Annotated in this window: 15 protein-coding genes; 14 read left to right on the top strand and 1 reads right to left on the bottom strand. The window is 65.7% G+C overall.

What is annotated here, in order from left to right:
• Positions 1-3: 3 nt before the first annotated feature.
• Genes JG746_RS29500 through pldH form a run of 4 tightly spaced genes read left to right on the top strand, consistent with a single transcriptional unit; the run spans position 4 to position 3,781 of the window.
• The gene (locus tag JG746_RS29500) at positions 4-939 is read left to right on the top strand and encodes a putative B6 ABC transporter permease subunit 1 (protein WP_202355934.1); all 936 of its coding nucleotides are present in this window, start codon (positions 4-6) and stop codon (positions 937-939) included.
• Between the two features lie 46 nt (positions 940-985).
• Positions 986-1,792 (top strand): 4-pyridoxolactonase, encoded by an 807-nt coding sequence (gene pldA / locus JG746_RS29495; protein WP_202355933.1) that lies wholly within the window; start codon positions 986-988, stop codon positions 1,790-1,792.
• Positions 1,793-1,817: 25 nt separating this feature from the next.
• Positions 1,818-2,996, top strand: coding sequence for a pyridoxamine--pyruvate transaminase (gene ppaT / locus JG746_RS29490; RefSeq protein WP_202359522.1), 1,179 nt, complete (start codon positions 1,818-1,820; stop codon positions 2,994-2,996).
• A gap of 38 nt (positions 2,997-3,034) precedes the next feature.
• A complete protein-coding gene (pldH, locus tag JG746_RS29485) occupies positions 3,035-3,781 on the top strand; it encodes a pyridoxal 4-dehydrogenase, SDR-type (RefSeq protein ID WP_202355932.1) in 747 nt (248 codons plus the stop codon).
• Between the two features lie 66 nt (positions 3,782-3,847).
• Here the strand turns inward: pldH and JG746_RS29480 are convergent, their stop codons facing one another.
• Entirely contained in the window at positions 3,848-4,810 is a 963-nt protein-coding gene (locus JG746_RS29480; protein WP_202355931.1) for a dihydrodipicolinate synthase family protein, read from the bottom strand.
• A 108-nt stretch (positions 4,811-4,918) separates the two neighbouring features.
• Between JG746_RS29480 and JG746_RS29475 the strand changes: the two genes are divergently transcribed.
• From JG746_RS29475 to JG746_RS29430, 10 genes are all read left to right on the top strand, one after another.
• Positions 4,919-5,959, top strand: coding sequence for a proline racemase family protein (locus JG746_RS29475; protein ID WP_202355930.1), 1,041 nt, complete (start codon positions 4,919-4,921; stop codon positions 5,957-5,959).
• A 99-nt stretch (positions 5,960-6,058) separates the two neighbouring features.
• Positions 6,059-7,186: a serine hydrolase domain-containing protein gene (locus JG746_RS29470; protein ID WP_202355929.1), complete on the top strand. Its 1,128-nt coding sequence runs from the start codon at positions 6,059-6,061 to the stop codon at positions 7,184-7,186.
• A 247-nt stretch (positions 7,187-7,433) separates the two neighbouring features.
• Entirely contained in the window at positions 7,434-8,483 is a 1,050-nt protein-coding gene (locus tag JG746_RS29465) for a PilN domain-containing protein (RefSeq protein ID WP_202355928.1), read from the top strand.
• 2 nt (positions 8,484-8,485) lie between these two features.
• The gene (gene gspM, locus JG746_RS29460; protein WP_202355927.1) at positions 8,486-9,079 is read left to right on the top strand and encodes a type II secretion system protein GspM; all 594 of its coding nucleotides are present in this window, start codon (positions 8,486-8,488) and stop codon (positions 9,077-9,079) included.
• Positions 9,076-9,633, top strand: a complete 558-nt coding sequence (locus JG746_RS29455) for a hypothetical protein (protein WP_202355926.1) — start codon at positions 9,076-9,078, stop codon at positions 9,631-9,633. The genes gspM and JG746_RS29455 overlap by 4 nt, the downstream gene beginning before the upstream one ends.
• Positions 9,630-10,550 (top strand): general secretion pathway protein GspK, encoded by a 921-nt coding sequence (locus tag JG746_RS29450; RefSeq protein ID WP_202355925.1) that lies wholly within the window; start codon positions 9,630-9,632, stop codon positions 10,548-10,550. Before JG746_RS29455 ends, JG746_RS29450 begins: the two co-directional genes overlap by 4 nt.
• Positions 10,547-12,190: a GspE/PulE family protein gene (locus JG746_RS29445; protein ID WP_202355924.1), complete on the top strand. Its 1,644-nt coding sequence runs from the start codon at positions 10,547-10,549 to the stop codon at positions 12,188-12,190. Before JG746_RS29450 ends, JG746_RS29445 begins: the two co-directional genes overlap by 4 nt.
• A complete protein-coding gene (locus JG746_RS29440) occupies positions 12,190-13,407 on the top strand; it encodes a type II secretion system F family protein (RefSeq protein WP_202355923.1) in 1,218 nt (405 codons plus the stop codon). The genes JG746_RS29445 and JG746_RS29440 overlap by 1 nt, the downstream gene beginning before the upstream one ends.
• Positions 13,404-13,877, top strand: a complete 474-nt coding sequence (locus tag JG746_RS29435) for a prepilin-type N-terminal cleavage/methylation domain-containing protein (protein ID WP_202355922.1) — start codon at positions 13,404-13,406, stop codon at positions 13,875-13,877. The genes JG746_RS29440 and JG746_RS29435 overlap by 4 nt, the downstream gene beginning before the upstream one ends.
• Positions 13,859-14,233 (top strand): PulJ/GspJ family protein, encoded by a 375-nt coding sequence (locus JG746_RS29430; RefSeq protein WP_202355921.1) that lies wholly within the window; start codon positions 13,859-13,861, stop codon positions 14,231-14,233. Before JG746_RS29435 ends, JG746_RS29430 begins: the two co-directional genes overlap by 19 nt.
• The last annotated feature ends 80 nt before the right edge of the window (positions 14,234-14,313 follow it).

Genomic DNA, 14,313 nt, shown 5'->3' with positions numbered 1-14,313 from the left:
GGCATGACCGGGCTCTTCAGCGAAGTCTTTCTCAGCGCGCTGCTGTTCGGCGCCGTCACCGCCGCCATCCCGCTGCTGCTGGCCGGGCTCGGCGAGCAGATGTCGGAAAAAGCCGGCGTGCTCAACATCGGCATCGAAGGCATGATGCTGGCCGGCGCCTATCTCGGCTTCGTCGGCGCCTTCTATTCCGGATCGCTATGGCTGGGCTTTCTCACAGGTGCCGCCGGCGGCGTCGCCGTGGCGCTGGTCATGGCGCTGCTTTGCGTGCGCATCGGGCTGAACCAGATCGTCATCGGCATCGCGCTGACGCTTGGCCTCGAAGGCCTGACGGCGCTGCTTCATCATTTCCAGTTCTCGCGCAGCTATCCCCGCCTGCCGGCGGCGGAAGCCACCGTCATTCCGCTGCTGTCGGATATTCCTGTCATCGGCCCCGCCTTCTTCAAGCATCATCTGATCGTCTACCTGGCGGTCGCGCTGGTGTTCGCCATGGGCTACCTCTACCGGCGCACGCAACTCGGCCTCAATCTGCAGGCTGCGGGCGACAAGCCGGCCGCGCTCGACGTCGCCGGTATCGACGTCATCAGGACCCGGACCATCGCGGTGCTGACGACCGGCGCGTTGGCCGGGCTTGGCGGCGCCTATCTCGCCAATGTCGGGGCGGGCCTGTTCATTCCATTCATCACCAACGGCGCCGGCTTCCTTGGCATCGTGCTGGCCATGCTGGCGCGCGGCCGTCCGGTCTGGGTGCTGTTCGGCGCCCTGCTGTTCGGCGTCTGCCTGTCGCTGACGACGGCCATGCAGGTGGCCGGCATCAACATACCGACCGACATCATCCAGATGCTGCCGTTCCTGGCGGTGATGATCATGCTGGTGCTGTTCGGCCGGCGCGCCAGCCTGCCGGCGGCACTTGGCATTCCATACGAGCGCGGCGCGCGCTGACAACAATCATGCGCGGATGGGACCCGCGTCAAAAAAGGAGGCAAGAATGTCTGATACCAAGGTCTACCTGCTCGACGGCGGCTCGCTCGTTCTCGACGGCTATCATGTGTTCTGGAACCGCGGCCCTGGCGGCGAAGTGCGCTTCCCCGTCTATTCGATCCTGATCGAGCATGCCGAGGGCCGTTTCCTCATCGACACCGGCTACGACTACGATCATGTCATGAAGGTGCTGCCCTTCGAAAAGCCGATTCAGGAAAAACACCAGACCATCCCTGGCGCGCTTGGCCTGCTCGGGCTCGAGCCCAAGGATATCGACGTCGTCGTCAATTCGCATTTCCACTTCGACCATTGCGGCGGCAACAAGTATTTTCCGCACGCCAAGAAGATTTGCCATCGCTCGGAAGTGCCGCAGGCCTGCGATCCGCAGCCTTTCGAGCATCTCGGCTATTCCGACCTGAGCTTCTCGGTGGAGGCCGCCGAAGCGCGTGGCGCCACCGCGCAACTGCTGGAAGGCACGACGCGCGCCAACTCGACCTTCGAGGGTATCGACGGCGACGTCGATCTCGCCCGGGGCGTAAAGCTGATCTCGACACCAGGCCATTCGATCGGCCACTACAGCCTGCTGGTCGAGTTCCCCAAGCGCAAGCCGATCCTGTTCACCATCGACGCCGCCTACACCCAGAAGAGCCTGGAGACGCTGTGCCAGGCTGCTTTCCACATCGACCCGGTGGCGGGCGTCAATTCGATGCGCAAGGTGAGGAAGCTCGCCGAGGACCATGGCGCCGAGCTGATGTACTCGCACGACATGGACAACTTCAAGACCTACAGGACCGGCACGCAATTCTACGGCTGATCGCCGCCAATCCGGAGACAAGATGATGCGCTATCCCGAACACGCCGATCCCGTCATCACCCTGACCGCGGGGCCGGTGAATGCCTATCCAGAAGTCCTGCGCGGCCTCGGCCGAACGGTGCTCTACGATTACGATCCAGCATTCCAGCTCTTCTACGAGGGTGTGGTCGACAAGGCGCAGAAGGCGATGCGCCTGTCGAACAAACCGGTCATCCTGCATGGCGAGCCGGTGCTCGGCCTCGAGGCGGCGGCAGCGTCGCTGATCACGCCAGACGATGTCGTGCTCAACCTTGCCTCGGGCGTCTACGGCAAGGGCTTTGGCTACTGGGCGAAACGTTACTCACCCCATCTGCTCGAGATCGAGGTGCCCTATAACGAGGCGATCGATCCGCAGGCGGTCGCCGACATGCTCAAGGCGCATCCGGAAATCACCATCGTGTCGGTCTGTCATCACGACACGCCGTCGGGCACCATCAATCCGATCGACGCGATCGGCACGCTGATCTCGGCGCATGGTGGCTACCTGATCGTCGATGCCGTCTCTTCCTTTGGCGGCATGAAGACACATCCGGAAGACTGCAAGGCCGATATCTATGTCACCGGCCCCAACAAATGCCTGGGCGCCCCTCCCGGCCTCACCATGATGGGCGTCAGCGAGCGGGCCTGGGCCAAGATGAAGGCCAACCCCCTGGCGCCGCGCGCGTCGATGCTGAGCATCGTCGACTGGGAAAATGCCTGGTCGAGGGACAAGCCGTTTCCGTTCACGCCGTCGGTCTCGGAAATCAACGGGCTCGACGTCGCGCTCGACCTCTATCTCAATGAGGGGCCGGAGGCGGTGTGGGCGCGCCACGCGCTCACCGCCAGGGCCATGCGCGCGGGCGTCACCGCGATGGGCCTGTCGATCTGGGCCGCCAGCGACAGCATCGCGTCGCCGACCACCACCGCCGTCCGCACCCCCGAAGGTGTCGACGAGAAGGCGCTTCGCCAGGCCGCGCGCGCCCGCTACGGCGTGGTGTTTTCGTCGGGGCGCGGCGAGACATTGGGGAAGCTGACGCGCATCGGCCATATGGGGCCGACCGCCCAGCCGATCTATGCGATCGCCGCACTCACCGCGCTTGGCGGCGCCGTGAACGCGGCCGGTCAGAAACTAAAGATCGGCAAAGGCATCGAGGCGGCGCTGGCCGTTATCGATGCCGACGCCTGAACCGACATCACCAGATCACGGATTGAGGGAGCATTTTCATGACTGAACGGCTTGCGGGAAAGACGGCCCTGGTGACGGGCGCCGCACAGGGTATCGGCAAGGCGATCGCGGCGCGGCTTGCCGCCGACGGGGCGACCGTCATCGTCAGCGACATCAACGCCGAAGGCGCCAAGACTGCCGCTGCGGCGATCGGCGGAAAGGCTAGGGCGATCGCCGCCGACATTTCCGATCCGGCCTCGGTCAAGGCACTCTTCGCCGAAATCCAGGCCCTGACCGGTGGTATAGATATCCTGGTCAACAATGCCAGCATCGTGCCCTTCGTCGCCTGGGACGATGTCGATCTCGACCATTGGCGCAAGATCATCGACGTCAATCTGACCGGCACCTTCATTGTCACCCGCTCCGGTACGGACCAGATGCGCGCGGCAGGCAAGGCCGGGCGGGTGATCAGCATCGCCTCCAACACCTTCTTTGCCGGCACGCCGAACATGGCCGCCTATGTCGCGGCCAAGGGAGGCGTCATCGGCTTCACCCGGGCGCTCGCCACCGAACTCGGCAAATACAACATCACGGCGAATGCGGTGACGCCCGGCCTGGTCGAGAGCGACGGCGTCAAGGCGAGCCCGCACAACGAGGCGTTCGGCTTTGTCGAGATGCTGCAGGCGATCAAGGGCAAGGGCCAGCCCGAGCATATTGCCGATGTGGTTTCGTTCCTGGCGAGCGAAGACGCTCGCTGGATCACTGGCCAGACGCTGAATGTCGATGCCGGGATGGTCAGGCACTAGTCTAGATAGCCGCACCTACAATGCGACCAGCGGCCGTATCATAGCCGCCTGGTCGCACTTGCCGGGTCAGGCGGCAGACCTTGCAATCACGCCGGGTTGCCTCGACCACTGGGCATACCAGCTGTCGAACAATTTGAGCTGAGCCTCGGCGTAGCCGCGCTGGCTGTCGGTCAGGGCATCCGTCTCGTTGAAGTGCAGCTCGTATTCGGGAGCGCCTTTCAGCACCATCATGTGCTTGAAATAGAGCACAAGGTCGGGGCCTTCGTCGAAGGACGACAGCACGGCGAGCGCGGCGTCCAGTTCCAGCGCGCGCTGGCGGGCCTCGACGTCGCCCTTGGCCGCCGCCTGGCTCAAGCCCACGAGGTGCAGCACCTCCTTCGGCAAGACGTTGCCGATGCCGGTGATGGCGCCGGACGCGCCGCAATTGACGAAACCGTGGAAGACGGCGGTGTCGACGCCGATCATCAGCGCCACCTCATCGTCGCGGCTGGTGATGTTTTCCGCTGCGTAGCGCAGATCCGACGGTCCGCCGAACTCCTTGAAGCCGACCAGGTTCGGATGTTCGGCCCGCAGCGCGAAGAACAGGTCAGCCCGTGTGGCGAAGCCGTAATAGGGACTGTTGTAGATGACCGCCGGCAGATCGGGCGCGGCGGCAAGAATTGCCTTGAAATGGTGGCGCTGCGCCGTCACCGAGGGCCCGCGCGAAAGAACACGCGGGATCACCATCAGGCCTCGGGCGCCGACCTTCTGGGCGTGCGCCGCATGCGCCACGGCCTTGGCGGTGTTGACCGCGCCGGTCCCGACGATCACCGGCACGCCGCCCTTCACCAGGCGTTCGACGCCTTCCATGCGCTGCTCGTCGGTCAAGAGCGGCCAGTCGCCCATCGAGCCGCAATAGACGACGGCCGACATGCCGGCCGCGATCAGTTCGCGTCCCTTGCGCACCAGCGCGTCGAAGTCGGGCTTGCGGTCCTGCGTGCATGGGGTCATCAACGCCGGCATGCAGCCGGAAAAAACATTAGGGGTCATCACGGATTCTCCTTGAGGCTGGCACGCGGATTGATCAGTTTGTCCCGAAGCGGCACGGCTTGCCAAGCAAAATAGTCGTGGCCGCCAGGGACCAACGCAGGAACAGCAATGCGCAGCAAAACCAGCATTCGTGTCGTCGGCTGCCATGCCGAAGGCGAGGTCGGCGACGTCATCATCGGCGGCGTGCTGCCGCCGGCGGGCCGCACGATGATGGACAAGATGATCACGATGGAGCGCGATCACGACCATATCAGGCGCATGCTGATCTGCGAGCCGCGCGGCAGCGTCGCGCGCCACGTCAACCTGCTCGTCCCATCGACGCGCGAGGACTGCGCCGCCGGCGCCATCATCATGGAGCCGACCGAGTACCCGCCGATGTCCGGGTCCAACACGATCTGCGTCGCTACGGTGCTGCTGGAGACCGGCATGGTACCGATGCAGGAGCCCGAGACGCGCTTCAAGCTCGACATGCCGGGTGGCGTCATCGAGGTGCGCGCCGAGTGCCGTGACGGCAAATGCGTCTCGATCACGCTGCGCAACGCGCCGGCCTTTGTTGACCGCCTCGATGCCAAAATCGAGGTTGAAGGGCTTGGAACGCTGATCGTCGACATCGCCTATGGCGGCATGTTCTACGCTATTGTCGATGCCAAGGCGCTCGGCTTCTCGGTCGCCCCCGACGAGGCGCGCGAGCTGGCAGTGGCCGGCGAGAAGATCAGGCGGGCCGCGCGCGAACAGCTCGATGTCGTCCATCCGCAATTCGACCATGTGCGCGGCGTGTCGATCGTTCAGTTCGCCATGCCGTTCCAGGGGCCGGGCAATGTCACGCGCAACACCTGCATCGTTTCGCCGGGACGCTCCGACCGCAGCCCGACCGGAACCGGCACATCGGCCCGCATGGCCGTGCTGCAGGCGCGCGGCATGATGGGCGTTGGCGACGTGTTGATCCATGAATCGATCATCGGCTCGCGCTTCACCGGCAGGACCGTGGAACTGACGGAAATTGCCGGGCGCAAGGCGATCGTTCCGGAGATCACCGGCCGGGCATGGATCACCGGCGAGCACAGCTACTATCTCGATCCGACCGATCCCTATCCCCAGGGCTACGTGCTGTCGGATACCTGGGGCACTTCCACCTCGGTGAAGCAGTAGGCCGGAGCCGGCAATTCGCTGGACTGGTGGGTTCCCGCCGAGCCAGAATGGGCTCAACGGCGGCATACGTCGCGTCCGCATCTGGTAGGAATTTCATCCATGAACATAGATGGTATCTGCGATCCGCGCTTTGCCGCCGTGCGCCAGGCTTTCGCCGAGTGTTTCGCCCAAGGGCTGGAACATGGCGGTGGCGTGTCCGTCGTCGTCCACGGCAGGACTGTCGTGGACCTGTGGGGCGGTCATGCGGATGCCGCGCGCACCCGTCCGTGGCGGCAGGACACGCTGATCAATGTCTGGTCCTGCACCAAGGGCGTCGTGGCGCTGGCGATCGCCATGATGGTGGAGCGCGGCAAACTGGATTACGCCGCACCCATTGCCCGCTACTGGCCGGAATTCGCGGCTGGCGGCAAGCAACACATCAGGCTCGACCAGGTGATGTCGCACCAGGCCGGGCTGAATGGTCTTGCCGTGCCGATGGACGAAGCGGGCATGTTCGCGTGGACGCCCTTAGTCGACGCGCTCGCGGCCATGTCGCCACTCTGGGAGCCCGGCAGCCGCTGCATCTATCACGCCCTTACCTATGGCCATCTTGCCGGCGAGGTGTTGCGCCGCGTCGACGGGCGAAGCATCGGCCGCTTCATCGCCGAAGAGATCGCTGGCCCGCTTGGAGCCGATTTTCATGTCGGTCTGCCGGACAGCGAGGATTCCAGGGTCGCCGAGATGATCGAAGGCCCTGGCGCCTCGGACTGGGTCGACTTTGTCCGCGCCTCGCCATTTCCCCATGCAAGCGACAATCCAGCACCTCGTGCATTGGCCCCCAACGACCGCGTCTGGCGCGCAGCCGAGGTGCCGGGCGGCAATGGTCAGTCGGCGGCGCACGCACTGGCACGCATCTACGGCATGATGGCGGCCGGCGGTGTCTGGGAGGGCAAGGCTCTGATCGGCAGCGCGGCGATCGGGGAAGCAACGCGTCCGCGCTTTCGCGGCATGGATGACAGCTTCGCGGTTCCAACGGCCTTCGCTGCCGGCTATCAGATGGAGGATCCGATCTATGCCGGCCGCGCGTCGCCGCAAACCTTCGGTCACACCGGCTGGGGCGGCGCCATCGGTTTCGCCGATCCCGATGCCGGCGTCGGTTTTGGCTACGTCACCAACCGCATGCTGGGCTTTGACGACATGGACCCACGCCGCAAAGTGTTGATCGACGCCGTTTACGACTCGCTCTGACTGAATGGCGCAAGGTCAGCCGGGTTGCTGCATGCCGGAGCGAAAACTGACCTTGGTCCGCGCCGTCGGCTTGCCGCCTTCGGGTCGTTCGAGAGGCGTAGTTCTCGCTATCTCCTGGCTCTCCCACAAAAGCTGTGGCTAATCCCTCTCCCGCGCCTTCGCAAATATCCGCATCACACCAGCATCTGTAGTAGTCTTTCCCTGAAAACCCTGGTTGAGAATCAGCCGGGGTGGCGGGTGGTTGATTGTGGCGACACTCAACGCGCAGGTTCTGGATTTCTTCGACTGGTGGCTCGATGAGCTGCGAGGGGTCTGGACGCGGGTTGTTCCCAGGAAAGAGCAAGCTTCGACCGCCGACTGGATCGTCAGCCTGGCGGATGACGGCATTCGCGTGCGCGAGGCCAAGGCGCCGGAATTCCAGTCGATCCCGCTGGCGCTGACGGCTTCCTCCGACGAGATCCTGGCGCTGCTGCAGGGCGGGTCCCGGCGCCGGCGGCCGAGCTTCGATATCGCGGTCCAGCCCGGCCTGTTCCTGACCCGGCAGCTCGCGGCGCGGCGTCTGCCGGTTCGGCAGGCGCGCGACATGGCCGAACTCGACCTTCTGGCCGCGACGCCGATCGACCCGGCGCAGGTGCATGTCGTCTTCGCCGCGACGGCCGAACAGGACAGCGCCTACCATGTCGTCAAGGCCAAGACGCTTGCCGCCGTGCTGGAGGCGGTCCACCGGGCCGGCGGGTCGGTCCGCTGCCTGTCGCTGGCGCGGCCGGCCGGAACGCTGCGCGCCGACCCGCTTAGCCTCGCCGCCATCTGGCCGCCGACGCCGCGTGACCGGCGTGCCCGGACCGCCTGGATTGTGGCCCTGTCGGTGCTGGCCGGCGCCGTGCTGGTGACCTTCGCGCATGCGCATTGGCGCGCCTGGCAGGCCGAGGCCGAACTGGACACGCAGATCGCCGATGCGCAGGTGCTGGCCAAGGCGGCGCGCACCTCGCTGCAGAAGCGCCAGGCCGGCATCGAGCGGATCGAAAAGATCCGTGAGGAAAAGAAGACGACGGCGTCGCTGGTGCGCGTCTGGGCCGAGCTGACACATCTGCTGCCCGACACCGCCTGGCTGACCGATCTCTCGGCCAAGGGTGACGACCTGACCATATCAGGCTTTTCCACCTCGGCCGCCGAACTGATCCAGCCCATCGACGCCTCGCCGCTGTTTTCGGCGCCTGAATTCGCCTCGCCTGTGGTCAAGGTTCCCGGTCAGGACGGCGAGCACTTCACCATTTCGGCAAAGATAGGAGCGCTCTGACGATGCTCTCCGCCATCCTCAACACGAGGCCGACGATCCGCCGCCTGATCGCGCTGGCGATCGCCGCGGTCACCGCCTGCGTGCTTGCCTGGGTGGTGTTCGCGGCGTTCGACAGCGTCGCCTCCGCGCAGGCCGGGATCGAGGAAAAGCGCGAGCTTCTCGGCCAATTGCAGAGCGTGGCCGCCCTGGCAAAGCGCCTCGACACATCAGCCAGTCCGGAAGCGGCGGCCAACCCCGAATTTCTCACCGGCGGCAGCGAGGCGGTCATCCGCGGCGGGTTGCAGACCCGGCTGAACGCGATTGCCGCCGCCAATGGGGTGAGCGTGCTGTCGGCCGGCAATGCACCGATGCTCAGCGAAGCCGGCGTCGATTTCATCGGGCTGCGGGCCAACCTCTCGGGGCCGCTGGAAGGCATTCACAACGCCATTCTCGCCATCGAGACGTCGCTGCCGGTGCTGTTCATCCGCGAGGCCACCTTGCGCACCACCAATGTCGGACCCGCCGCGGGACGGACCGGCGACCCCGAGCTTTTCGCCGAGATCCTGTTCTACGGGCCGTTGCAGACGCAGATGGCGCCCGCCGGGGTCAAGCCATGACCGGGAAATTCGCGGGCCTCGCGATTGCAGCCGTGATCGCCGCCCTCGCTCTGGTCAATGTGGCGCTCTACGATACGCCCGTCGACATTACGCCCGTCGCCTCCGGCAAGGGGCATGACGGCGGGCCGACTTCAGTGGCGGGATCGCTGCAGTTTCCCGAGGCCGGCGATTTCAGCGAGACGTTCCAGCGCCCGCTGTTCACGCCGACACGCCGGAAATTCGTGCCCCCGCCGGTCGCGCCACCGCCGCCCGTCGAGGTTGCCGTCGCCCCGGTCGAGCAGCCGCCGGCGCCGCCACCACCCGAAGCCGCGCCGGCCGTCGCGCCATCGCTGCTGGGCATCGCCATTCACGGTGGTGCGGCAAAGGCCCTGCTGCGCGTCGCCGGCAGCGGAACCGCGGTCTGGTATGGCAATGGCGAGACCGTCGACGGCTGGACGGTGTCGGCGATCGACAAGGATCAGGCCGTGCTGGAGCGGGACGGCAAGGTGGCGCGCATCCCGCTTTATCCGCCCTGGAAAAATGTTGCGCCAACCCCGAATGCGCCGGAACTATGAGCGACCGCGCCCTCCATGACAGCGCAAATGCAGCGGACGAAGGCGCCCGTAGCGGCTTTTCGCTGGTCGCCGTGCTGGTATTCATGCTGATCGTCTCGGCGATCGTCGTCCCCTTTGCCGTGACGGCCAAAACACGGCTGATGATCGCCAACAGCGAGGTCGAACAGGAGCGCCTGTCGCTGCTTGCCGAAGGCCTCGGCAATGTGGTCGCGAGCACTTTGACCGGCGCCTCCGGCGGGCAAAAGGTTCCGCTGGATTCCACGCCGGCATCATGCCGGTCGGGAGAGTTGAGCTTCGCTGTGCGCGTCCAGGATCATGGCGGGCTGATCGATCTCAATGCCGCGGATGACAGCCTGCTGGAGCTTGGCTTCGCGGCGCTCGGCTTCGAGCAGCAGACATCGGAGGAGCTGGCGAAGGCCACGATCCGGTTTCGCGACAGCGCCAAATTGTTCGTCGGCCTGCCGCCATCGAGAAGCGCCGTCGGGCCAGCCGAAGACAAGCAGGCGCCATTCGAATCCGTGTCCGAGCTGCAGGAATTTCCGGCACTTGCGTCGATACCGCTGCGGACCTTGAATGGCGTTTTCACGGTTAACTCGAAGCGTGGCACGGTCAGCGCCGATCGCGCGCCAAGCCGTCTTCGCGCCGCCCTTGCGAGCGGCTCCAGCGCTTCGGTCGTTCAGGCGCTGGCCGATGCGTCTGCCTACACGGTCGACGTGGTGGTGAGACGGGACAGCTCCGGGATTGCGGGCGAGGCCGGGTTCATCATCGAAAAATCGCCGACAGGCGCGGCATTCTCCCGCGTCTCCCGCAGCCCGGCCGCCGAAGCCGGGGCATTGCCGCCAGTCGCCGGCACCGCCGACTGCGAGGTGCTTTTCGGCACCGAGGCGGCGCGGATCCTTAGGGGTTTGAACTCATGAACGCTTCCGCCCAGACGAAGGGGATCGAGGCGTTTCTCGCCTTTCTCGAGGGCGAGAAAGTGCTGACCGCGCATGCCGCTCAACGCGCCTTGGGGGCATCGCGAACATCGGGACACCCGTTCGATACGGTGATGACGGAACTCGGGCTGATCGGCGAGCAGGAGCTGGCCAGCAGCCTCAGCCGCTATCTCGAAGCGCCGACGCCGGTCGAGATCCCCGAGCAGGTCAGCCCCGAAATGCTGGCAAGTGTGCCGCTGGCCTATCTCCGGGAAAACGCCATCCTGCCGTTGCAGATGGACGCCGAGCGGCTGGTCGTCGCCGTGGCCGATCCTTTCTCCTCGGCCACCATCGATGCGCTGGCCTTCCACTATGAACGGACACTGGCGCTGCGCATCTTGCCAAGGCGCCTGATCGCCGAATGCATCGACCGCATCGAGCAATCGGCGCTGGCTGCCGTTTCCAATGGCGGCGGCAATGGTGAAATCCTGGATTTCGGCCCCGACGACCTCGAGCGCTTGAAGGATTTTGCCCGTGAGGCGCCGATCGTGCGCTTCGTCGCCGAGACCATCCACAAGGCGGTCGATGCGAGAGCCACCGATATCCACATCGAGCCGCTCGAGGACCATGTCCGCATCCGCTTCAGGCATGATGGTATGCTGTCCACCGTCGACACCGCGTCGATCGCGATGCTGTCCGGCATCTCGACCCGCATCAAGATCCTGTCGCGCCTCAACATCGCCGAACGGCGCCTGCCGCAGGACGGACGCATGCGCATTGCCGTGCGCGGCAGGGATGTCGACCTGCGCGTCTCGGTCATTCCGTCCATTCACGGCGAGGCCATCGTGCTGCGCATTCTCGATCGCGCCGGCGTCGAACTGAAGTTGGAGAAACTCGGCTTCGACGGCGCCGCGCAGGCCAAGATCCGCTCCATGTCGCAATCGGCCAACGGCATCGTGCTGATCACCGGGCCGACCGGCAGCGGCAAGACGACGACGCTCTATTCGATCCTTGCCGAGCGTTCGCGGCCGGACGTCAAGATTTTCACGGTCGAGGATCCGGTCGAATATCGCATGGCCGGCATCACCCAGTTGCAGGTCAATCCGGCGATCGACCTCGACTTCGCCGCCGCGCTGCGCTCGATCCTGCGCCAGGATCCCGACATCATCCTGCTCGGCGAAATCCGCGACCGCGAGACAGCGCAGGTCGCGGTCCAGGCGGCACTCACCGGCCACCTCGTGTTCTCCACGCTGCACACCAACAGCGCCGCCGGCGCGCTGACGCGCCTTCGCGACATGGGCATCGATGGCTATCTGCTTGGCGCGACGATCCGCGGCGTCATCGCGCAGCGGCTGTTGCGCCGTATCTGCCCGACCTGCCGGGGCGCGGAGCAGACCGGCCCGGCCTGCCGCACCTGCAACGGCTCCGGCTACAGCGGCCGCACCGTGACCTATGAAATGCTGCAAGTGTCGCCGCGCATCGCCGAACTCATCGACCAGGGCGCCGGCGAAATGGAGATCGGCCGCGTTGCCGCCGAGGACGACCTCGTTCCGATGTCGGCCCACGCGACCGGCCTTGCCCGATCGCAGGTCACCACGATGGACGAGGTCCGGCGTGTCATCGATCTGGCGGGAGGTGACTGATGCCGGCCTTCGCCTATCGCGCCTACCTGGCCGACGGCTCGACGGAGGCCGGTGTTCTCGATGCGTCGACCAAACAGGACGCAGCGCGGAAATTGGCGCAGCAGGGTCGCCGATCCTATCATCTTGCGCCCGTAAACAGCGAAAGGCCGCAGCTTCGCCTGCCGGGGCGCAGCGCGCTGACGCTGACCCGCAAGGTCGACCTCAGCCGCTTGTTCTCCGAGCTTTCGGTTCTCCTGAACGCCGGCTTCACGGTCGACCGCGCCTTGGGCGCGGTCATTTCCGGCGAAGCCAACCGGCAGCGGCGCCAGCAACTGCAATCGGTGCTTGACCTGACGACCGGCGGCCGGCCGATCGCCGAAGCCTTCGCCGCTCTGCCGGGCATCACGCCGGATGTGGCCGCTTTGCTTGCCAGCGGCGAGCGCAGCGGCAAGATGGCCTATATCTGCCAGCGGCTGGCGGACACGTTCGAAGCGACGGCCAAGCGCCGCGCCGCGATCATCGAGGCGCTGGCCTATCCGGCCTTCCTGCTCCTGGTCATGAGCGGGGCGTTGGTCATTCTGGCAACGGTTCTGGTGCCGGCACTGGAGCCGATCTTCGAGGGCTCATCCGCTCCGAAGCCCTTCACCATGACCATGCTTTCCGCCTTCGGCACGGTGTTCCGCGACTACCCCTTCGTTTTCCCGCTGGCGGCGGTGCTCGGCCTGCTGTGCTATCTCCTGGTGTCCCGTTCCGCAGGCGCCAGAAGACAGCTTTCGCATGGGCTGTTGAAGGTCCCGCTGATCGGCGGGCTGGTCAGGGACGCGGTGATCGCGCGCTATCTTGAAACGCTTGCGCTGCTGCTCGGCAATGGCGTGGCGATGACCGAGGCGCTTGGCCTTGCCGCCAATGTTTCCAGGCAGAGTTCACTGGCGGCGAGCTTCGCATCGATCGAAGACAATGTCGCCAATGGCGCGCGCCTGCACGGCGCGATCGTCAAGGCAGGGATATTCGACCACGCGACAATGTCGCTGGTCTCCCTTGGCGAAGAGGCCAATGCGCTTCCCGTGGTGCTGGATCGCGCCGCCAGGATGCTTCAGCTGACGCTAGCGCGGCGGATCGACACCGTGCTGAAGCTGCTGACGCCGGCGCTGACCATTTCGCTCGGCTTTCTCGTCGGCAGCCTGGTCATTTCGGTGATGACCACGATCCTCAGCATCAACGATCTGGCGCTGCAATGACCGCCGCTCGCGGAGTCGACACACAGGCACACGCAACGGCGGGGTTCACCCTGGTCGAGATGCTGGTGGTGCTGGCGATCATGGCGCTTGTCGCGGCCATCGCCGCGCCGGGGCTGGTCAGCCACTATCGCACCAAGAGCCTGGAGACGGTGGCCGGCGAGATCACCATGCGGTTGCGCCTGTCGCGCACATCGGCGATCGCCACCGCCCGGCCGAGGCTGGTCGTTGTCGATCTGGGCAGCCGTCTCATCCGCTTCGGCGAACGGGACAGCCTGGCCTTGCCGGACGATGTCAAGATGACCGTCGTCACGGGCCAGGAGACTGTCGTCGCCGACCGGCAGACGGTCCTGACTTTCCTTCCTGACGGCCGCGCTTCCGGCATGGACATCGCGCTGCAGCAAAAGGGACGGACCGCGCGCATCGCGGTCAACTGGCTGACAGGGCTCCCGACATGGCGAACCCTGCCATGACGGCGCCGGCGCCCCAATCCTCGTCCGAAGCCGGCTTCTCGATCCTGGAGATGATCGTCGCCATGACGATCCTGGCGCTGGTGCTGGGCATCGCCAGCCAGTCGATCGTGCTGGCCAGCCGCAGCATTGCCGCGGCCAAACGCCAGGTCGAAGCGGCCCGAACGGTTCGCATGATGCTGGCCGACTACGAGGCCCGGGTACAAACCGCCGCGCAACCCGGCTGGACCCTGAAGACCCGCACGATAGATGTCGCCAAAGCGAAGGTGACCGCCGTTCTCATCGAGAAGCCGGGCGGGGCGTTTCCAAGCGGGCCGTTCCTGACCTTTGTACCGGCGCAAGGCCCGGCCGCGCCATGAGTTGGCTGCTCTCCCGCGTCCGGCGGAGGGTCCGCGCCGTTCGCCGCCGTCTTGCAGGCGCAGCTTCGTCAGGCAGCAAT

Origin of the sequence: Mesorhizobium sp. 113-3-3, assembly GCF_016756495.1 — a bacterium.
GTDB lineage: Bacteria > Pseudomonadota > Alphaproteobacteria > Rhizobiales > Rhizobiaceae > Mesorhizobium.
This window is presented reverse-complemented; position numbering and strand designations above follow the sequence as displayed.

Coding starts and splice junctions, on each gene's coding strand:
- JG746_RS29500 (WP_202355934.1), top strand. CDS start 4: ATGACCGGGCTCTTCAGCGAAGTCTTTCTCAGCGCGCTGCTGTTCGGC.
- pldA (WP_202355933.1), top strand. CDS start 986: ATGTCTGATACCAAGGTCTACCTGCTCGACGGCGGCTCGCTCGTTCTC.
- ppaT (WP_202359522.1), top strand. CDS start 1,818: ATGCGCTATCCCGAACACGCCGATCCCGTCATCACCCTGACCGCGGGG.
- pldH (WP_202355932.1), top strand. CDS start 3,035: ATGACTGAACGGCTTGCGGGAAAGACGGCCCTGGTGACGGGCGCCGCA.
- JG746_RS29480 (WP_202355931.1), bottom strand. CDS start 4,810: ATGACCCCTAATGTTTTTTCCGGCTGCATGCCGGCGTTGATGACCCCA.
- JG746_RS29475 (WP_202355930.1), top strand. CDS start 4,919: ATGCGCAGCAAAACCAGCATTCGTGTCGTCGGCTGCCATGCCGAAGGC.
- JG746_RS29470 (WP_202355929.1), top strand. CDS start 6,059: ATGAACATAGATGGTATCTGCGATCCGCGCTTTGCCGCCGTGCGCCAG.
- gspM (WP_202355927.1), top strand. CDS start 8,486: ATGCTCTCCGCCATCCTCAACACGAGGCCGACGATCCGCCGCCTGATC.
- JG746_RS29455 (WP_202355926.1), top strand. CDS start 9,076: ATGACCGGGAAATTCGCGGGCCTCGCGATTGCAGCCGTGATCGCCGCC.
- JG746_RS29450 (WP_202355925.1), top strand. CDS start 9,630: ATGAGCGACCGCGCCCTCCATGACAGCGCAAATGCAGCGGACGAAGGC.
- JG746_RS29445 (WP_202355924.1), top strand. CDS start 10,547: ATGAACGCTTCCGCCCAGACGAAGGGGATCGAGGCGTTTCTCGCCTTT.
- JG746_RS29440 (WP_202355923.1), top strand. CDS start 12,190: ATGCCGGCCTTCGCCTATCGCGCCTACCTGGCCGACGGCTCGACGGAG.
- JG746_RS29435 (WP_202355922.1), top strand. CDS start 13,404: ATGACCGCCGCTCGCGGAGTCGACACACAGGCACACGCAACGGCGGGG.
- JG746_RS29430 (WP_202355921.1), top strand. CDS start 13,859: ATGGCGAACCCTGCCATGACGGCGCCGGCGCCCCAATCCTCGTCCGAA.